A 20,248-nucleotide genomic window follows, 5' to 3' on the forward strand; every position below is an offset into this window, starting at 1 on the left:
GTCGTTGCGGCCGAGGTGGCTGGAAGTCAACTCGGCCGCAGGTGCGACGTCAAGAAGTAAATCCTTAACGAGATGACAACGGTGCCATCCGTGCTCTAAGTGAAGGCAGGCGCAGCCGCCGGCAGAGCGCCGGTCACAGTTCCGTCCAAAAGGGTCGAATCGCCCATCTCGCTCAGCGCGAGGGCGAGCGCCCCCAGCACCTCCGCACGGCCCCCAAGAGCCCCGGGAAGCACGGAGAGTTGACGCGCCGCGCTGGGGATGGCGTAGCGCCCGACGGACTCTCTTATCGGTCCGAGCACCAGCTCCCCCGCCTCGGCGAGATCGCCGCCGAGGACGACTCGGCTCGGGTTGAGCAGGTTGCAGAGGTTGGCGACTCCACTGCCGATGTGGCGGCCGACGTCGGCGATCACCCGACGGCAGCCCGGGTCACCGTCCCGCGCCAGCCGCACGACGCCCTCCATCGTCAGACCGGTGCCGTGGCTCGGCTGGAGGAGCGGAAGCACATAGCGTGCTGCCGCGAACGTCTCCAGGCAACCCCGGTTTCCACAACGGCAGACGGGACCGGCCTCATCGAGGGTGATATGCCCGATTTCTCCCGCTGTGCCGCCCGGACCGCGATAGATCTTGCCGTTGATCACCAGGCCCGCGCCGACACCGCTGGCGACCTTGATGTACGCCAGGTCCCGCACCCCCCGGCCGCTGCCCCAGACGAGCTCGCCCAGGGCACCGAGGTTGGCGTCGTTGTCCACGTGCACCGGCACGCCGAGCCGCCCCCGCAGCTCCTCGGCGGGCCGGGTGCCGCCCCAGCCGGGCAGGATGGCGGTCGAGCCCAGCGTCCCGGACTCCACGTCGATCGGTCCCGGCACGCCCAGGCCCACCCCGGCGACCTTGGCGCGGTCCACGCCGGTGGCCGCGATCAGCCTGCTGACCAGTTGTTCCGCCCGGTCGAAGCCCTGTGCCGCGGACGCGTCGACGTCCAGTGGCTCGGACTCCTCGGCGAGCACCTGGTGGGCGAGGTTGCCGACCGCGACGCGCAGGTGGGTGTGCCCGAAGTCCACGCCGATGACAATGCCCGCGTCCCCCCTCAGCGAGACGCTGCGAGCCCGCCGGCCGCCCGCCGAGGTGGGCGTGACCTCGACCGTCCCGCCTTCCTTCAGTTCCCGGACGATGTTCGAGACCGTGGCCGCGGACAGTCCCGTCGTCCTCGCGATCTCCGCCTGCGTGAGCGAACCGGCGAGCCGTACCGCTCGTACGACCCGTTCCAGGTTGGCTCGGTGCAGCGACGACTGCGACCCGGGAGTCTCCATTGACTCTCACCCTCATCCCTGGGTCCGCGTCACCCTGCGTGATGCGGACCTTGTACAAGATATGAACCCCAAACTCCGCTGAATCGCCCAGTGGCGTCAAGTCCTTGACAGAAATCGGTTCCAGGCCGTGTCCACGGCCGACCATCGGCGGTACGCCACAGGGGTCCGGCCCCGGAGAGCTGTCTCCGGGGCCGGACCCCTGCATACGACGGGTGGAGCGGCGGCGAGCGTCAGCGGAAGGTGCCCTGCGACACCGAACCGGCGATCCGCCGCTGGAAGAGGCAGTACACGACCAGTACGGGGACCACCGTGACCACGATCGCCGCGAACAGCGCGCCGTAGTCGATGTCGTAGACCTGCGAGGACGCGTAGGCGGCCATGCCCTGGGTGAGGACCCACTTGTCCTGGTCGGTGTTGAGCGCCACCGGCAGCAGGAACTGGTTCCACAGGCCCAGGAAGTTGAAGATCGCCACCGCCGCCATGCCCGGACGGGCCATCGGCAGCATCACCTGGAAGAACGCCCGCCAGTCCCCGGCACCGTCGATCAGCGCGGCCTCGTACACGTCGTGCGGCAGCGACCGGAAGAACGAATAGAGGAAGAACATCGTGAACGGCAGCGCGAACGCGACATAGGTGAGGATCAGTCCGAGACGCGTGTTCAGCAGTCCGAGGTTCTGCAACTGGAAGAAGAGCGGAACGATCGCCAGGAAGACCGGGAAAGTCAGACCGGCGAGCATCACGTAGTAGATAAGCCGGCGGCCGGGGAACTCGAACCGGGCGAGAACGTAGGCGCACATCGCGCCGAGCAGCATCACCAGGATCAGTGCCGAGACCACGACGATCACGGAATTCAGGAAGTACTTCCCGATGTTCGCGTCGGTCCACGCGTTCGCGTAGTTCTCGATCCGCCAGTGATCCGGCAGCGAGAACGGCGACGAAAGGATCTCGCTGGTCGATTTGAACGACGAGATCAGCACCCACAGCATGGGCACGATCACGATCACGGACCACAGGATCAACAGGGCGTGCGAGATCGCCGCGAATCTGCGGTCGCTGCTCGCGGAGACGCGCGTCAGCTTCCGGTCGCTCGCCGGTTTCCGGTCACTGTCCGGCTTCCGGTCGGCGATAATGGCGCTCACCGTGCACCTCCCTTGGCTGCGGCACGCCGAGCCCTGGACCCAGGTGCTTTCCTCTTGCTCTCGCCCTCGCCGCCGCCCGTGAGGCGGTTGACGAGGAACACCAGCGCCGCGAACACCAGGGTGACGACGGCGAGGACGACGCCCATCGCGGTGGCGTAGCCGAACTGCTGCTTGGCGAAAGCGACGTTGAACAGACGCTGGCTGATCGTCAGGGTCGAGTTGGCCGGGCCGCCGTTCGGCACCATCGCCTGGACGTAGACGAACGCGTCGAGGGCGGCGATGCCCAGGTAGATGTACGCCGTCTGCACGCTGTCCCGGATCGCCGGCAAGGTGAGCGAGATCGTGGTGCGCAGCCGGCCGGCCCCGTCGATCCTCGCCGCCTCGTACAGCTCGGCGGGAACGCCCTTGATCGCGGCGATGAAGAGCACCGCGTAGAACCCGACGAGCCCCCAGACGATGACGAACATCAAGGCCGGCATCGCGGTCGCCTTCTCGCCCAGCCACGCGAACGCGTCGAACTGGTCGAGGCCGAGGCCGGTGAGGACGCCGTTGAGCAGGCCGGCGTTCGGGTCGAACATCTGCGCCCAGATCAGGCCGACGATGATCGCCGGCACGACGTAGGGGAAGAACGAGATGATCCGGTAGAACGAGGCTCCCCGGATCCCTCGGACGGGGCCCTTGCTGGGCCCTCCCAGGGTGACGGCCACGGCGACCCCGAGGGCGAGCGTCAGCGTCACCAGCGGCACGAAGACCGCGAGGAGTGTGATGTTGCGCAATGCCTTCAGGAAGATGTCGTCCTGGAACATCTTCGTGAAGTTGTCGAAGCCGACGAAGTTGTAGTCCGGGCTGAAGCCGCGCCAGTCGGTCATCGCCCAGAAGATCGCCTGGCCGAACGGGATCAGGACGAAGATCACGAAGATGGCCAGCGGGACACCGAGGAACGCGAGGAAGAACGTCACCCGGTCGAACGTGAGCTTGCGGCGCCGTGGCCGCCCGCCGCGAGCGGCCGGCTGGGGCCGGCGGCTCGCGGCGTCGGAGGTGGTGATGTTGTCTTTCATCGCTGTACTAGCTGATCTTGATCTTGTCGATGGAGTCGTCTTCCAAGACCTTGTCGGAGATCTTCTGCAGGGCCTCGGTGAGGCCCTTGCGGTCGAGGTCACCGGCGAGGAACGAGTTCCACGGCACCAACTGGTCGGTATTCATGCCGTATGCCTCGACGAACCTCCTCATGTCGTAGATGTTGTCGCCCGCGGCCTCGAGCATCCCCGTCTGGGAGACGAGAGCGGCCGATCCGAAGCCGTCGGCGGGCACGGTGCCCTTGACCACCGTCGGGGCCAGCTTTGTCTTGGAGAAGTTGGCGGCAGCCTTCTCGGACAGCATCGCCCGCAGCACTTCCTTGCCGCCGGCCGGGTTCTTGCCCTGCTTGGGCACGATGAACGGCTCGCCCGCTGCGGCGTGGAGCGACTCGTAGGGCAGCTTCGGCTTGTCCGTGAGCGTCATCTCCGGGAACCCGGTCATCTGGAAGTCCTTCTTGGTGGCCTTCTTCATCTCGTTCTCGATCCAGCCACCGGACGGGTAGAGCAGCGCCTTCTGGTCGTTGCTCCAGATCGCCTGCGCCTTCTGGAACTGGGTGCCGGAACCGCCGGGGACGAACATCTTCTCCTTGATCATGGTCTCCATGACCTTGAGGACGCCCTGGATGGCCGGATGCGACCAGGCGCCCTTCTCGAGATTGCCGAGAGCGAGCCGGACCTCGTCACCGCCCTCCTTGATCGCTGAGGCGAACAGCATCGTCTGGTAGTAGGTCGCGGCTTCCTTGCCGTGGACGAAGAGGTACTTGCCCTTCTTCTTCGCCTTCTGGCCGAGGTCGAGCGCCTCGTCCCAGGTCTTCGGCGGGGTCCAGCCGTTGTCCTCGAAGAGCGTCTTCGAGTACCAGACGCCGTACACCGTCATCACGTACCGGAGCGCGACGAACTTGCCGTTGTACGTTCCGGGGGCCTTGACGCCGGGATAGACGATGTCGGCGATCTTCTTGTCTTCGTAGGTGTTGGCCTCGAAGAGGTCGTCGAGCTCCTCCAGCTGATCGAGGATGCCGAGGAAGCCGATCTGGTCCTCACCGGAGTTGTCGATGAGGTCCGGCGGGTTGCCGCCGACGAAGCGGGGCTGGAGCTGGGGGGCGATGTCGACGACCGGCTTGACCTGGACCTTGAGGCCCTTGACGTGGCTGCCGAGCACCTGGTTGGTGTAGTCGACGTAGTCGGTGCCGTAGCCGCCGTCGAAGATGGCCGCTTCGACGGTGGAGTTCGCGGCGACACCGAACGGGTTCTTGGCGCTCTTCTCGCCCTTCGGGCCGCCGTCGCCGTCGTTGTCGCTGCTGGAGGGAGAGCCACACGCGACCGCGAACGAGCCCATCGCCGCGGTGGCGATGGCCCCGCGCAGGAGCGTCCGCCTGTCAAGAGAACCGGCACGGATGGTCATCTTTGCATCCTCACTGATCGATTGGTTCTGTGCGGGTGTGCTGCGTGTGCGGCGGCCGTGGCCGGACCGGTCCTGCGCCGGCCGCACGTGAGGCGTTGTCGCCGTCGGCTCGGAGCCGCGGTGGGGCGCCGATGATCAGCTGAGCGATGCCGGCACAACAGTCGCCGAGGGCGGAGCGGCGGTCGCGCTCCGCCTGATCAGATCGCGATGGCCCACACCGGTGGTGGATCCCATGCTCAAGTCCTCGCCTTCTCCAGGACTCAGGCGGTGAACCGGATCCTCCCCGGTACCGCGTTCGGGTCAAGCTGGGTTGTGCAGGAAGTGCGGCCGTACAAGGTCGGGGGCGGTGAAGATGCCCCGGATTGCCGACAGGTATAGTCCACTTTCCGTCAGCGGAGCAAGATCGAATGCAAGGTTGGCGGTACGTCTTTTCCGAGTTGAGACCTCCCGGAAATATGACCGGCCTGTGCACCGCATGCCGTAGGAATCCCTGGCATAAGCCCCGAACACCACATCCAACACCCTTGACATCACATGCCACTTGACCCCTACTGGTCCTTGCGCAGTCGAATTGACAACGTTGTCCCCAGCGCAGGGAGGGTGGCCAGGCCATGGAATACAGAGTTCGGCACAGATGGGGTCCGGCGGTCGTGATGACGACCGCCTTCGCTTTGGCGGTGGGTTCACAGGGGGCGGCGGTCGCACTGCCGGACGCGCCCGCGAAGGCCGACCGCTCGTTCACGTCCTCCTTCGAGGCCGACGACCCGGCTCCGGACTGGGTCGACACCGTGGACACCGACGCGGACGGCGACAAGCGGTCCTCGGGCGTGGACGGCGGCTACAGCACCGGCATACCGGGCAACGTCACCGAACACGTCACCGAGGTGCGGGCCAGCGCCGAGAACACGGGCGGCGGGGAGGTCAAGGAGAACCTCGCCGACAACGAGCCGACCACCAAGTGGCTGACCTTCGCGCCGACCGGCTGGGTCGAGTTCGACCTGGACGCCCCGACGAAGATCGCCAAGTACGCCCTCACCTCCGCCAACGACCACCCCGAACGCGACCCCCGGGACTGGACGCTGAAGGGCTCGGCGGACGGCGAGACCTGGCAGACGCTGGACACCCGCTCCGGTGAGACGTTCGAAGACCCGTTCACGACAAAGACGTACGACCTCGCCGAGGCCGCCGAGTTCCAGCACTTCAGGCTGGAGATCACCAAGAACAACGGTGCGGGCGACGCGCTCCAGCTCGGCGACGTCCAGCTCGCCACCGACGACACCGAGACCCCCGCCCCCGAGGACATGCTGTCCTTCGTCGACGAGGGCCCCACCAGCTCGCCCACCGCGAAGGCCGACGTCGGCTTCACCGGCACGCACGCGCTGCGCTACGCGGGCCGGCACACCGCGGACGGCCGGGCCTACTCGTACAACAAGGTCTTCGACGTCGACGTCAGGGTCGACCGGCGCACCGAGCTGTCCTACAAGATCTTCCCGTCGATGGCGGACGGCGACCTCGACTACGACGCCACGAACGTCTCCGTCGACCTCGCCTTCACCGACGGCACCTACCTGAGCGACCTCAAGGCCACCGACCAGCACGGGTTCCCGCTGACGCCGCGCGGTCAGGGCGACGCCAAGATCCTCTACGTGAACCAGTGGAACAGCGTCCGGTCGGGCATCGGCTCGGTCGCGGCCGGCAAGACCGTCGACCGGATCCTGGTGGCGTACGACTCCCCCAAGGGCCCGGCGAAGTTCCGCGGCTGGCTGGACGACGTGGAAATCGAGCGGGCCAAACGCGAGCGCCCCAAGGCCCACCTGTCCGACTACGCGCTCACCACCCGCGGCACCAACTCCAGCGGCAGCTTCTCGCGCGGCAACAACTTCCCCGCGACCGCCGTGCCGCACGGCTTCAACTTCTGGACGCCGGTGACCAACGCCGGTTCGCTGAGCTGGATCTACGAGTACGCGCGCGGCAACAACGACGACAACCTGCCCACCCTGCAGGCGTTCGGCGCGAGCCACGAGCCGAGCCCGTGGATGGGCGACCGGCAGACCTTCCAGGTGATGCCGTCGGCCGCGTCCGGCACCCCGGACACCGGCCGGGACGCCCGCGAGCTGGCCTTCCGGCACGAGAACGAGACCGCCAGGCCGTACTACTACGGGGTGCGGTTCGAGAACGGCCTCAAGGCCGAGATGGCGCCGACCGACCACGCGGCGATGATGCGCTTCACCTACCCGGGTGACGACGCGAGCGTGATCTTCGACAACGTCGAGGACAAGGGCGGCCTGACCCTGGACAAGGAGAACGGCACCTTCACCGGCTACTCGGACGTCAAGTCCGGCGGCTCCGCGGGCGCCACCCGCCTCTTCGTCTACGGCGAGTTCGACAGCAAGGTCACCGGCGGCGACTCCGCCGGCGTCACGGGCCACCTGAGCTTCGACGCCGGCCGGGACCACACCGTGACGATGCGCATCGCCACCTCGCTGATCGGCGTCGACCAGGCGAAGGACAACCTGCGCCAGGAGATCCCCAAGCGGGCCTCCTTCAACAAGGTCAAGCGCGACGCCCAGAAGCAGTGGGACAAGATCCTCCGCAAGGTCGAGGTCGAGGGCGCCACGCAGGACCAGCTCACCACGCTCTACTCCAGCCTCTACCGGCTGTACCTGTACCCGAACTCGGGCCACGAGAAGGTCGACGGGAAGTACAAGTACGCCTCCCCGTTCTCCAAGGCGGTCAAGGAGAACACCCCGACCGAGACCGGCGCCAAGATCGTGGACGGCAAGGTCTACGTCAACAACGGCTTCTGGGACACGTACCGGACCACCTGGCCCGCGTACTCCTTCTTCACCCCCTCCCAGGCCGGTGAGATGGTCGACGGCTTCGTGCAGCACTACAAGGACGGCGGCTGGACCTCGCGCTGGTCCTCCCCGGGCTACGCGGACCTGATGACCGGCACCTCGTCCGACGTGGCCTTCGCGGACGCCTACGTCAAGGGCGTCGACTTCGACGCGAAGTCGGCGTACGACGCGGCCGTCAAGAACGCCACCGTCGTGCCGCCGTCCTCGGGCGTGGGCCGCAAGGGCATGGAGACCTCGCCGTTCCTCGGCTACACCTCGACCGAGACGCACGAGGGCATGTCGTGGGCGCTGGAGGGCTACCTCAACGACTACGGCATCGCCAAGATGGGCGAGAAGCTCTACAAGGAGACCGGCGAGAAGCGGTACAAGGAGGAGTCGGCGTACTTCCTCAACCGCGCCCAGGACTACGTCAACATGTTCGACTCGAAGGCCGGCTTCTTCCAGGGCAAGGACCTGGCGGGCAACTGGCGCGTGGACTCGGACAAGTACGACCCGCGCGTGTGGGGCTACGACTACACCGAGACCAACGGCTGGGGCTACGCCTTCACCGCCCCGCAGGACAGCCGCGGCCTGGCCAACCTGTACGGCGGCCGGGACGGCCTCGCCGACAAGCTCGACGAGTACCTCTCCACCCCGGAGACGGCCTCCCCGGACCTGAAGGGCTCCTACGGCGGTGTCATCCACGAGATGACCGAGGCGCGGGACGTCCGCATGGGCATGTACGGGCACTCCAACCAGGTCGCCCACCACGCCCTGTACATGTACGACGCGGCCGGTCAGCCGTACAAGACGCAGAAGAACGTCCGCGAGGTGCTGTCGCGGCTGTACACCGGCAGCGACATCGGCCAGGGCTACCACGGTGACGAGGACAACGGCGAGCAGTCGGCCTGGTTCCTCTTCTCCGCGCTCGGCTTCTACCCGCTGGTGATGGGCAGTGGCGAGTACGCCGTCGGATCCCCGCTGTTCACCAAGGCGACGGTCCACCTGGAGAACGGCCGCAAGCTGGTCGTCAAGGCCCCGAAGAACAGCACGAAGAACATCTACGTGCAGGGCCTCAAGGTCAACGGCAAGCGCTGGAACTCCACCTCGCTGCCGCACTCGCTGATCTCGAAGGGCGGCGTTCTGGAGTTCGACATGGGCTCCGAGCCGTCCTCGTGGGGCACCGGAAAGAACGCGGCGCCGCCGTCGATCACCAAGGACGACGAGGTGCCGACCCCGCGCGCCGACGCGATCACGGGCGAGGGCGCCCTGTTCGACAACACCTCGGCGACCGACGCGAACGTGACGTCGGTGGACCTGCCGGTGTCCGGCAAGGGCGCCAAGGCGGTCCAGTACACGCTGACCTCGTCGGCGGACCGCGCCAAGGCCCCGGCCGGCTGGAAGCTCCAGGGTTCGGCCGACGGCACGAAGTGGCGGACGCTGGACGAGCGCTCGGGTGAATCCTTCGCCTGGGACCGGCAGACGCGGGCGTTCTCGGTGAAGTCGCCGGGCTCGTACGCGAAGTACCGGCTGGTCCTGGACGGCGAGCACACGCTGGCGGAGGTGGAACTGCTGGCGTAGGCGACGGACGGACAAACGGGCGGCGGGTTCGGGCTTCGGCCGGAACCCGCCGCTCTCTCGTGCCGCCCCATTCCCCTGAGCCGACGCATGCACCAAAATGAGCGGGCGCCGTCGGCGGCCGCCGGGGGGGCGTCACGCATCGTCAGGGGGAACACATGCGGACCACCATCGGCAAACGGGTCACAGGTCTGGTCACGGGCGCGCTGCTGGCGGCGGGGGCGCTGTTCGCGACCGCCGCGCCGGCCCAGGCCTACAGCCCGGATCCCAGCGTCTCCACGTACTACCGCAACACCAGCAACTGCCCGTGCAGCGGCGGCACGCTCAGCGACCCGTTCGACGGCACCTACTTCGAACGCGACGCGGGCGGCTGGGCCGTCAAGATGGAGCTGAACGACGCGGGCTGGTTCATCGGCAAGGTCGAGTTCCACCCGGACGGCGAGAAGCTCTGGGTGTACGACACCAAGAACGACGGCGACGGGTTCTACGTGGCCGTCGGCTACTCGTCGGGGGGCTCGTACCACGACCTGGGCACCTTCTCGGCGCCGGGCACCTCGGCCACCGTGGACATGACGGTCAAGAACTTCAGCATCCCGGACGGCGCGTACGTGGACATCACGGTCTACGACGGTTCCGGCCGTTCCGACTACATCGACGCGGCGCGCGGCACCGGCGGCGCGGTCGCCTGACGCGTGGATGCCGCCGTCGACCCGGCCTGGCTGCCGGACGCTGCCTTCCGTGCGGTCGGCGTCCGGCGCACGCTGATCCGCGGGAGCGGGCCGCTCGCGGACACGGTGCGCGGCGAAGTGGCGGCGGCCTGCGAGCGGTTCGGGGGCGCGGTCGTACGGGAGGAGGCCCCGGCCGACCTGGTGCTGGAGCTGGCCGACGGGAGCGCGGACGGGAGCACCGGTGACTTCGGCGGCTTCGGCGGCTTCGGCGGCTTCGGCGGCTTCGGCGACGAGGGCTTCGCGTACGTCCGTGCGGGCGGCCGGGCCACCGTCACGGCGTCCGGCGGACGCGGGCTGCTGTACGGCCTGTTCCACGTCGTGCGGCTCGGCGAGGCGGCGTTCCGGGGCGGTCCTGCCCGCGAGGAGCACCGCCCGGCGCTCGCGCTGCGGATGCTGGACCACTGGGACAACGTGGCCGTGCACCCGGTGATGGGCCAGGTCGAGCGGGGCTACGCGGGCGGTTCGCTGTTCTGGGCCGACGGCCGGGCCCGCGACGACCTGGACCGGGTGCGGGCGTACGGCAGGCTGCTGGCGTCCTGCGGGATCAACGCGCTCTGCGTCAACAACGTCAACGTGCACGCGACCGAGGCGCGTCTGCTCACCGACCGGATGGGTGACGTGGCCGCGATCGCCGACGTGTTGCGTCCGTACGGCATCCGTACGCATCTGTCGGTCACTTTCGCCGCGCCGATGGTGCTGGGCGGGCTGCCCACCGCCGATCCGCTGGACGAGGCGGTGCGACGCTGGTGGGCGGAGGCGACGCGCCGGGTGTACGAGGAGATCGGCGACTTCGGCGGGTACGTCGTGAAGGCCGACTCGGAGGGGCAGCCCGGCCCGTTCGCCTACGGCCGCTCGCACGCCGACGGTGCGAACCTGCTGGCAGCCGCGCTGGAACCGTACCGCGGCACGGTCCACTGGCGGGCGTTCGTCTACGACCACCGCCAGGACTGGCGGGACCGGACGACGGACCGGGCCCGGGCCGCGTACGACCACTTCGTGCCGCTGGACGGAGGCTTCGCCGCGAACGCGGTGCTCCAGGTCAAGCACGGCCCGATGGACTTCCAGGTGCGCGAGCCGCTCTCGCCGCTGATCGGCGCGATGCCGGGCACCCGGCTCGCGGTGGAGGTGCAGGCCACGCAGGAGTACACCGGGCAGCAGCGGCACGTGTGCTGGCTGGGCCCGATGTGGAGCGAGGCGTTGCGGTTCCGCCCGGACGGCGAGGTGGACGTCGGGCGGCTGGCCGACGCCCTGGTGGCGGTGTCCAACGTGGGCGACGACCCGTTCTGGACCGGCCACCCGCTCGCCCAGGCCAACCTGTACACCTTCGGGCGGCTCGCCTGGGACCCGGCGGCGGACCCGCGGGCGGTCCTCGACGAGTGGATCGCGCTGACCCATCCGGGAACCGGGCGGCGGCTGGCCGAGGGCCTGCACGCGGTGCTCGACGGCTCCTGGTCGACGTACGAGAAGTACACCGCCCCGCTCGGCGTCGGCTTCATGGTGCAGCCGGGGCACCACTACGGGCCGAGCGTGGACGGCTACGAGTACAGCCCCTGGGGCACCTACCACTTCGCGGACCGCGACGGCGTCGGAGTGGACCGCGGCGCGGCGACCGGCACCGGGTACGCGGCCCAGTACGCCAAGCCCTGGGCGGAGCTGTACGAGTCCCTGGACACCTGCCCCGACGAACTGCTGCTGTTCTTCCACCACGTGCCCTACGGCCATGTGCTGCACAGCGGGAGGACCGTGATCCAGCACATCTACGACACCCACTTCGAGGGCGTCGAGGAGGCCGAGGAGGCCGGCCGGGTGTGGGCGGGCCTCGTGGACCTGGTGGACGCGGACCGGCACGCGCGCGTGGCGGAGCGGTTCGAGGAGCAGGTGCGCTCCGCCCGGGAGTGGCGCGACCAGGTCAACAGCTACTTCCTGCGCAAGTCCGGGGTGCCGGACGAACGAGGTCGGACGATCTGCTGAAGACGATCTACCGAAGGCGCAGGACCGCGACCCCGTGCGGGTCGAGGGTGAGCGGCTCGCCCCGGTCCGTGCGCCTGCCCGTGAGCAGGTCCTCGGCGGTGGCGTGGGCCGTCAGGCGGGCCGGCTCGGGGGCGTGGTTGAGGAGGAAGAGCAGGCGGGTGCCGTCGGGGGTGACCCGGTGCGCGGTCTCGACGGCGGCGTGGTCCGCGTGGGGGCCGACGAGGTCGTGCCGGGCGAGGACGCGGCGGACCACGTGGTCGACGCCCGGCTGGTCGAGGGCCGTGGCTACGTACCAGGCCTCGCCCGCGCCGACGCGGTGGCGGGTGACGGCCGGGGTGCCGGCGTAGAAGTCCGCGCCGTACGTGCCGACGGGCTCGGCGCCGCGGGGCCGCACGATCTCGAAGACGAGGCGTGCGCCGGCGGTGAGGTCGCCGAGACGGACGGGGTTGACCACGTCCTCGGGGCGGGCGTCCCACTCGTCGATCCGGATGCCCATCAGCGGGGCGAGCGGGCCGGGCACGTCGGCCGGGAAGGCGCGGTCGTGCTCGTCGCAGCGCGCGGTGAGGAAGGTGGCGAGGACGCTGCCGCCGCGCCGGACGAGGGCCTCCAGGCGGGCCGCGAGGTCGCCCTTGACCAGGTGGAGCACCGGGGCGAGGACCACGTCGTACGGCGTCAGGTCGGCCGTGACCGGGACGACGTCCACGTCGGCGCCGGCCTCGCGGGCGGCCCGGTAGTAGGCGTGCACGACGTCCGGGTAGCGGACCGGGCGGGAGGGCCCGTCGGAGATCTCCAGGGCCCACCAACTGTCCCAGTCGAAGAGCAGCGCGGTGCGGGCGGGAGTGCGGGCGCCGAGGGTGGTCGCGCCGAGATCGGACAGTTCCCGGCCCAGTTCGGCGACCTCCTGGAAGACGCGGGTGTCGTCGCGGCCGGCGTGGCCGACCACCGCGCCGTGGTACTTCTCGCAGGCGCCGCGCGAGGCTCGCAGTTGGAAGTAGAGGGCGGCGTCGGCGCCGTGCGCGATCGCCTGCCAGGTGGCCAGGCGCAGTTCGCCGGGGCGTCTGAGCGGGTTCACGTCGCGGCAGGCCGTGGTGGACGGCGTCTGCTCCATCAGCCAGAAGGGGGCGCCGTCCTTGAGGCCGCGTGTCAGGTCGTGCCCGAGGGCGGCCCGGGTGGGCGGGGCGTCCGGGGGCGGGTAGTTGTCCCAGGACGCGAAGTCGAGGTGGGGCGCCCAGCGGTGGTAGTCGAGGGGCCGGTACAGGCCCATGAGGTTGGTGGTGACGGGGGTGTCCGGGTCGTGCGCGCGGATCGCCTCCTTCTCGCCGAGGAAGCAGCCGAGCAGGGCGTCGGTGGTGAAGCGGTGGTAGTCCAGGGTGATGCCCTGGAAGGCGGTGTGGTCGGGTCCGCGCCAGTGCTCGGTGAGCGCGCTGGGCGGTTCGATCTGGTCCCAGTCGGTGTAGCGGTGCGACCAGAAGGTGGTCCACCAGGCGTCGTTGAGGGCGTCGAGGGTCTCGTACCGCGCGCGCAGCCAGGCGCGGAAGGCGTCGGCGCACAGGTCGCAGTAGCAGGCTCCGCCGTACTCGTTGTTGATGTGCCAGGCGAGCAGGGCGGGGTGGCCGGCGTAGCGCTCGGCGAGCCGGGCGGCGAGTGCGGTGGCCGCGCCGCGGTAGGCCGTTGAGGCGGGGCAGAAGTTGTGGCGCTGTCCGTAGCGGTGCCTGCGGCCCTCGAAGTCGGTCCGGTTGACCTCGGGGTGCCGTTTGGCGAGCCAGGGCGGGACGGCGGCGGTGCCGGTGGCCAGGCAGACGCGACGGCCATGGGTGGCGGCGCGATCGAGGACGCGGTCGAGGGTGGTGAAGTCGTACGTTCCCGGGTCGGGTTGGGTGAGGGACCAGGAGAAGACGCCGACGGTGAGGGTGTCGATGCCCGCCTTCGTGAACAGGCGGTGGTCCTCGGCCCAGGTGGCTTCCGGCCACTGCTCGGGGTTGTAGTCGCCGCCGTACGGGATCTTCGAGGTGCGGGGCGCTGTCATGCGGTGAACTCCTCCTGGGTCTCGGCGATCACCGGTCGGCTGCTGTGCAGCAGGGAGAGCAGCAGGGGCGCGGCCAGCAGGGCGGGCAGGGCCTCGGTCATGAGGGCGGTCAGGGCGGCGGCCAGGAGCAGCAGCGAGGCGGCGCCGAGGGTGGCGCGGCCGTGCCGGAGCAGGAAGTACGCGGCGAGGCGGGCGGTGTCGCGGGTGCGGAAGGTGAACAGGGAGGTGAGGACGAGGGCGTGCGCGCCCCACAGGAGACAACCGGCGCCCACGAGCGCGAGGAGCACCGCCCACCAGCCGGGCAGGCCGCTGGCGGTGAAGTGGGTGAGGGTGAAGGCGATGACGGTGAGCCAGGCCAGCAGCGGCGCCCACAGCCGCAGTGCGGGGAGGGCGCCCAGCCGCCAGCCGCGCAGGTAGGCGCGGGCCGGGTGGAGGTCGGTGAGGTCGGCGCTGCGGTGGTGCAGGGCGTACACGGCGGCGGACAGGGCCGGACCGAGGGGCAGCAGGCAGAGGGCGACGAGGGGGAGGTTGGCGGGGTCGGGCGCGAGCAGGAACAGTGGGGCGAGGCCGGGTGCGGCGGCCAGGAGCAGCAGGGCCTCGACGGTGAGCAGGGTGTGGATCAGCGCGGCGGCACGGGACAGCACACCGGTGCCGAAGTCGGCGACCCGCCCGACGCTCACGCGGGCACCCGCCCAACAGCCGACGCGGCGCTCACACCGGGGCCCGGCCCAGCAACCGGCACGACACCCACACCGGGCCCCGGCCCAGCAGGCAGCGCGGCGCTCACGCCACGCCCCCGCCCAACAGCCGACGCGGCACCCACACCACGCCCCCGCCCATCAACCGGCACGACACCCACACCGGGGCCCGGCCGAGCAGGCGGCACGGTGCTCACGCCGGGTCCCCGCCGAGTAGGCGGTGTTCGTCCCACCAGGGCGGGGTTTCGTCCTCGACGGGGCTCGCCTCGATGAAGGTGACCTCGTGCCGGGCGAGGGTGACCGGCAGGTCGACGCGGCCGTCCTCGACGGGCAGGGTCCGGTGGGTGCGGGCGGGTTCGGCGGCCTCGTGGAGGACGTCGAGCCGGTGGGGCCGGGGTGAGCGGGGGCTGCCCATGCGGCGCCAGGCGGTGTACGCGTTGCCGTGCTCCTCGTCCACGCTCAGGCGCCGGACGAACGCCTCGCCCGCCCCGCCGGCAGGGCCGACCGGCAGGGACAGCCGCAGCGCGTGCGCCTCCGGGCCGGGTGTGGCGCCGGACGGGTCGACGGGGGCCCAGGCGAGGACGGTGACCCGGCCGTCCGGGTGCCGGGTGACGAGGTGGTCGTCGCCGCGCGTCAGCAGGTCGGGGCCCATCCGGGCGAGGAAGGCGTACAGATGGTAGGTCGGCTTCCTCACCTGCCGGTGGGTGAGCAGTCCGAAGCCGCCGTGGAACAGGGCGGTGGGAACGCCGGACTCCTCGAAGACGTCGCTGAACGTCCAGTACGAGAAGGAGTCGACGAGGTCGCCGCCGCCTGCCAGGACCGGGGCGAGGTAGGCGGCGTGGAAGGCGGTGTCGTGGATGTGGTTGTCGGGCCGGTAGGAGGAGTTGAACTCGGTGATGTGCACGGGCACGTCCGCGAGACGGGTGCCCTTGAGGGTGCGGCGGGGTTCGGCGAACTGGTCGAGGAGTTTCCCGGCCGGGGCGAGCGTCTGGTGCGTGCCGAACGGGACGTGCTGGGCGGGGCCGGAGCTGTAGGCGTGGCGGGACACGAAGTCGACCGGCACGTCACGTCGTTCGGCGAACTCGGCGAACCGCTCCAGCCATCCCGCACCCGCACCCGGTGACAGCGCGGGGCCGCCCACCCGGAGGTCCGCGTCCACCTCCTTCACGGCGTGCGCGGTGGCCTCGTAGAACCGGTGGTAGGTGCTCTCGTCCGCGTCCGGCCAGAAGGCGGGCATGTCGGGCTCGTTCCACACCTCGACGGGCCAGGTGCGTACTTCGTCGAGGCCGTACCGGTCGACGAGGTGGGCGAGCGTCGCCTGTACGAGCGCGGTCCACTCGGCGAGGTCACGGGGAGGGGTGACGTTTCCCCGCCACCAGAACGCCGTCTGGTCGCCGCTCGCCAGCTCGCTCGGCATGAAGTCCAGTTCGAGGTAGGGACGGAGACCGACGGCCAGGTAGGCGTCGACGACCTGGTCGACGTGGGTGAAGGAGTGGTGGACGTGGCGGGTGCCCTGGTGGGTGTAGGGGCGGTGGACGGCCATGGGGTCGCTGAACAGGCCGTGGCCGCGGATGTGTCGGAAGCCGATCTCGCGCTGGAGCAGGGCGAGGGAGTCCTGGTAGTCGCGGCGCAGGGCGAGGTCGAGGCGGCCGGTGCCGACGCAGGTCCGCCAGGCGTCGGGGAAGGGGCCGGCCGGCTCGGCGGGGACGCGGATCATCCCTCCTCCTTGGCGAACCGCTCGTATGCCTTGTTGTGCACGTCGACCAACTGGTCCATGTTCTTGGCCTTCAGCTCGCTCACGTAGGCGTCCCATTCGGACATCGGGCGCTTGCCGAGGATGAACTGGAGGGTGTTCTGGCGGACGTGGTCCTTCAGCGGGGTCTCCCAGAGGGTTGCCTGTTCCTGTTCCACGGACTGGAGGGGGTGGGCGGGGTCGACGGGGAGTTCCTCGCGCCGGGACATGGCCTCCTGGAACTTCTTCTCGTCGGGGCTGAAGGCGGAGGAGACCAGTTCCCAGCTACCGCCGTAGGAGAAGACGCCGTTGTAGAAGCCGTAGTCCTTCTGGAGGTCCTCGGGTGCGTCCGGGTCGGAGCCCATGAGGCTGATGCCGTCGGCGACCCGGTACGTGCCGCCGGACTCGGTGTAGGTGACGCCCTCGACGCCCCACTTGGTGAACTTCTGGCCCTCGTCGGAGTACCAGAGCCAGTCCACGAACTGCATGAGGGCGACGAAGTCGTCACGCTCGAGGGCGTCGGCGGCGATCATCATGCCGTTCTCCAGGCGGGAGCCGCCGAGCACCACCGGGCCGGCCGGTCCGAGCGGGACCGGGATCATCTCGATGCTCGAGCCCTTGACCTGCCGCTGAAGGTTGTAGCGGTAGTTCTGCACCAGCTCCTGCGGGTTGGCGCTGATCGCGAAGGACTTCTCGGAGAGCAGCTTCCTGACCGCCTCGTCGTCGCTCTGGGTGAAGCCCTCCGGGTCCACCAGCTTCTCGTCGACGAGCCCCCGCAGGTACTCGATCATCTGCCGGTAGCCGCCCGTCGCGCCGGTGAAGACGAACTTCTCCGCCCGCGCGTCCCAACTGGTGTTCAGGTACGACCAGCCGGCCCGTACCCCGTGGGCCTGGCCGATGTACCCGAGCAGGGCGCCGCCCGGCTCGGGCTGGTTCCAGCGGTCGGAGAAGGGGTGGCTGCCGGGGTACTCCGACTTGAGCGCCCGGAAGACGTCGGCCGTCTCCTCCAGTGTCGACGGCAGGTTCAGGCCCAGCCGGTCTAGGACGTCGGTGCGCAGCGCGAGGGAGTAGCCGGACTTGACCCGCTCGTGCAGGCCGGGCAGCAGGTAGTACTTGCCGTCGGACTGGCGCAGGGAGTCCACCTCGGGGTCCAGCTTCCATCTGCCGACCTTGTCACGGAAGTTGGGCATCAGCTTCACGTACTCACTGACGGCCAGGACGGACCCCGACGCCACGAACGGGGTCTCCTGCCCGGGGTAGGTCTTGGGCAGGAGCAGGGGCGCGTCGCCGGCGCCGATGAGCAGGCTGCGCTTCTTCTCGTAGTCGCTGAGGGGGACGTCGGTGCGCTTGAAGGTGACGCCGGTGCGCTTGGTCAGCTCCTTCCAGAGCAGCCAGCCGTCCTTCGGCGGATAGTTGGGGTTGCTGAGGTGCAACAGCGAGAAGGTGAGCGGCTTGGCGGCCTTGAACCGCTGCCCGGTCCGGTACTCCTTCATCGCGCCGTTCCGCTTCTTCGACAGGTCCTTGGAGTCCCCGCCGCCGTCGTCGCCGCTGCCGCAGCCGGTGAGCGCGGCGAGACCGGCGAAGCCCGCGGCCGCCAGGATCTGACGTCGCGATAGCTGTCCTGCGTTCTTCACGGTTGCTCCCTCTACTCCCTCGGGTGTGGCTGGGACTCAGCCCTTGACCGCGCCGAGCATCACGCCCGACACGAAGTAGCGCTGGACGAACGGGTACACGCAGAGGATGGGCAGCGCGGTGAGCACGATGGTGACGGCCTGGATGTTGGCCGCGACCTGGGTGAGCTGCTCGGTGCCCGCGCCGGCGCCGGTGCCCCCGGTGGCGCCCGCGATGAGGTTGCGCAGATAGACCGTGACCGGCATGAGTTCGGCCCGGTCCATGTAGAGGAAGGCACCGAACCAGGAGTTCCAGAAGGACACCGAGTAGAACAGCACCATCGTCGCGACGACCGCCTTCGACAGCGGCAGCACGATCCTGAGGAGGATGCCGTAGGTGCTCAGGCCGTCGATCTGCGCGGCCTCCTCCAGATCGTCCGGCAGGCTTTCGAAGAAGGCCTTCATGACCAGCAGGTTGAAGACGCTGATCGCGTTGGGCAGGGCCAGCGCCCACACCGTGTTCTTCAGGTCGAGGCTGGTGATGAGCACGTAGGTGGGGATGAGGCCGCCGGAGAAGAACATGGTGAACACGGCGATGCCGACGAGGACTCCGCGGCCCTTGAGGTTCCTCTTCGACAGGACGTAGGCGTAACAGGTCGTCAGGACCATGGCGACGACGGTCGAGACGACCGTGTAGAACACGGTGTTGCCGTAGTTGCGCCAGAATGTGCCGTCCCGGAAGACGATCTCGTAGGTGGTGAGGTTGAAGCCCTTGGGCCACAGGGTCACCTCGCCGGCGCGGATGTGGCGCTCACCGCTGAAGGAGCGGGCGACGATGTTGGCGAACGGGTAGAGCGTCACCACCACGACGCCGGTGAGGATCAGCCCGTTGACGCCCTGGAAGACGCGGTAGCCCCGGGTGGGCCGGTCGACGTTCACCACAGGCTCGTCCCCACCGTGCGGCGCGAGAGCAGGTTGGCCGAGGTGATCAGGACCAGGCCGATGACCGCCTCGAACAGGCCGATGGCGGCGGCGTAGCTGAAGCTGTTGGACTCCACGCCGGTGCGGTAGAGGTAGGTGGAGATCACGTCACCGGTCTCGTAGGTCAGCGGGTTGTACAGGAGCAGGATCTTCTCGAAGCCGACCGCCAGGAAGGTGCCGATGTTGAGGATCAGCAGGGTGATCATGGTGGGGCGGATGCCGGGCAGGGTGACATGCCAGATCTGCCGCCAGCGGCTCGCGCCGTCGATGCGGGCCGCCTCGTAGAGGTCGTCGTCGATCGTGGTGAGCGCGGTCAGGTAGAGGATGGTGCCCCACCCGGCGGTCTGCCAGATCTCCGAGCCCACGTAGATGGTGCGGAACCACTCGGGCTCCTGGATGAACCGGACCGGGTCCTGACCGAACCAGCCGAGGACGTGGTTGACCGGGCCGTCGGTGGCGAGCATCTGCAGGGTGATGCCGGCGACGATCACGATCGACAGGAAGTGCGGCAGGTACGACACCGACTGCACGAACCGTTTCAGGGCCCGCGTGCGCACCTCGTTGAGGAGCAGCGCGAGCACGATGGGGATGGGGAAGCAGAAGACGAGGGTGAGGCCGCCGATCCAGAGGGTGTTGCGGAAGACCTGCCAGAAGGTGGGGTCGCTGAGGAACATCTGCACATAGCGCAGGCCGACCCACTGCTCCCCCAGGATCGAACCGCCGGGCTGGAAGCGGCGGAAGGCGATCACGTTGCCGATCATCGGCAGATAGCGGAAGACAAGGAAGAACAGCAGCGGCAGGACGGCCAGCGAGTACAGCCGCCAGTCCCGGCGCAGCGCCCGCCGCCAGTTGGCCGGCGTGGTGGAGGTGCTCATGCTCGGGCCTCCCCGCGACATGCAGGCACTCGAAACTTTCGACGGCCTGCCGGTAACTTCGCGGCAACTTAAAGGCATGGGGAAAGCGGTGTCAATGGCCGGTACACACTGGAGTCTTGGGCCATCAGACGCTTCGTGAATTGATGATCCGAGCCTGGGAATAGCGGTGTTGAGCTGTTACCGTCGACCGCACCTTTCTGGATTGTTACCGCAACGATCGCCCCCAGGTACCCGCCCGGTCGCCCGGTACCCCGGTGCCCCAGTCCCCCGAACCCGCTGCGAGGTGCC

The 20,248-nt window shown here is 69.2% G+C and carries 13 protein-coding genes; 3 read left to right on the forward strand and 10 right to left on the reverse strand.

Features of this window, described 5'->3' with window-relative positions; genetic code table 11:
• Positions 1–95: 95 nt before the first annotated feature.
• From KUM40_RS38620 to ngcE, 4 genes are all read right to left on the reverse strand, one after another.
• Positions 96–1,307: an ROK family transcriptional regulator gene (locus tag KUM40_RS38620; protein WP_217171013.1), complete on the reverse strand. Its 1,212-nt coding sequence runs from the start codon at positions 1,305–1,307 to the stop codon at positions 96–98.
• 230 nt (positions 1,308–1,537) lie between these two features.
• A complete protein-coding gene (locus KUM40_RS38625) occupies positions 1,538–2,446 on the reverse strand; it encodes a carbohydrate ABC transporter permease (protein ID WP_217171014.1) in 909 nt (302 codons plus the stop codon).
• Entirely contained in the window at positions 2,443–3,504 is a 1,062-nt protein-coding gene (locus tag KUM40_RS38630; protein WP_217171015.1) for a carbohydrate ABC transporter permease, read from the reverse strand. Before KUM40_RS38630 ends, KUM40_RS38625 begins: the two co-directional genes overlap by 4 nt.
• Positions 3,505–3,511: 7 nt before the next feature.
• On the reverse strand, positions 3,512–4,924 hold the full coding sequence (ngcE, locus tag KUM40_RS38635) for an N-acetylglucosamine/diacetylchitobiose ABC transporter substrate-binding protein (RefSeq protein WP_217171016.1): 1,413 nt from the start codon (positions 4,922–4,924) through the stop codon (positions 3,512–3,514).
• Positions 4,925–5,535: 611 nt separating this feature from the next.
• Here ngcE and KUM40_RS38640 point away from each other — a divergent pair.
• The 3 genes from KUM40_RS38640 (at position 5,536) to KUM40_RS38650 (ending at position 12,038) form a co-directional block, all read left to right on the forward strand.
• Positions 5,536–9,342: a GH92 family glycosyl hydrolase gene (locus KUM40_RS38640; protein WP_217171017.1), complete on the forward strand. Its 3,807-nt coding sequence runs from the start codon at positions 5,536–5,538 to the stop codon at positions 9,340–9,342.
• A 155-nt stretch (positions 9,343–9,497) separates the two neighbouring features.
• A complete protein-coding gene (locus KUM40_RS38645; protein ID WP_217171018.1) occupies positions 9,498–10,028 on the forward strand; it encodes a hypothetical protein in 531 nt (176 codons plus the stop codon).
• A gap of 3 nt (positions 10,029–10,031) precedes the next feature.
• A complete protein-coding gene (locus KUM40_RS38650) occupies positions 10,032–12,038 on the forward strand; it encodes an alpha-glucuronidase (protein ID WP_217171019.1) in 2,007 nt (668 codons plus the stop codon).
• Between the two features lie 7 nt (positions 12,039–12,045).
• On the opposite strand, the gene KUM40_RS38655 is transcribed toward KUM40_RS38650, so the two are convergent.
• From KUM40_RS38655 to KUM40_RS38680, 6 genes are all read right to left on the reverse strand, one after another.
• Entirely contained in the window at positions 12,046–14,064 is a 2,019-nt protein-coding gene (locus tag KUM40_RS38655; protein WP_217171021.1) for a beta-galactosidase, read from the reverse strand.
• On the reverse strand, positions 14,061–14,744 hold the full coding sequence (locus tag KUM40_RS38660; protein ID WP_217171022.1) for a hypothetical protein: 684 nt from the start codon (positions 14,742–14,744) through the stop codon (positions 14,061–14,063). The genes KUM40_RS38655 and KUM40_RS38660 overlap by 4 nt, the downstream gene beginning before the upstream one ends.
• Before the next feature lie 211 nt (positions 14,745–14,955).
• Entirely contained in the window at positions 14,956–16,479 is a 1,524-nt protein-coding gene (locus tag KUM40_RS38665) for a xylan 1,4-beta-xylosidase (RefSeq protein ID WP_217171024.1), read from the reverse strand.
• Positions 16,476–18,128 (reverse strand): extracellular solute-binding protein, encoded by a 1,653-nt coding sequence (locus KUM40_RS38670; RefSeq protein ID WP_217171025.1) that lies wholly within the window; start codon positions 18,126–18,128, stop codon positions 16,476–16,478. Before KUM40_RS38670 ends, KUM40_RS38665 begins: the two co-directional genes overlap by 4 nt.
• 36 nt (positions 18,129–18,164) lie before the next feature.
• Complete coding sequence (locus tag KUM40_RS38675; protein WP_217171028.1) at positions 18,165–19,046, reverse strand: carbohydrate ABC transporter permease; 882 nt, start codon at positions 19,044–19,046, stop codon at positions 18,165–18,167.
• A complete protein-coding gene (locus KUM40_RS38680; protein WP_217171030.1) occupies positions 19,040–19,960 on the reverse strand; it encodes a sugar ABC transporter permease in 921 nt (306 codons plus the stop codon). Before KUM40_RS38680 ends, KUM40_RS38675 begins: the two co-directional genes overlap by 7 nt.
• Positions 19,961–20,248: the final 288 nt, after the last annotated feature.

This window comes from Streptomyces sp. AC512_CC834, assembly GCF_019049325.1.
Lineage (GTDB): Bacteria > Actinomycetota > Actinomycetes > Streptomycetales > Streptomycetaceae > Streptomyces.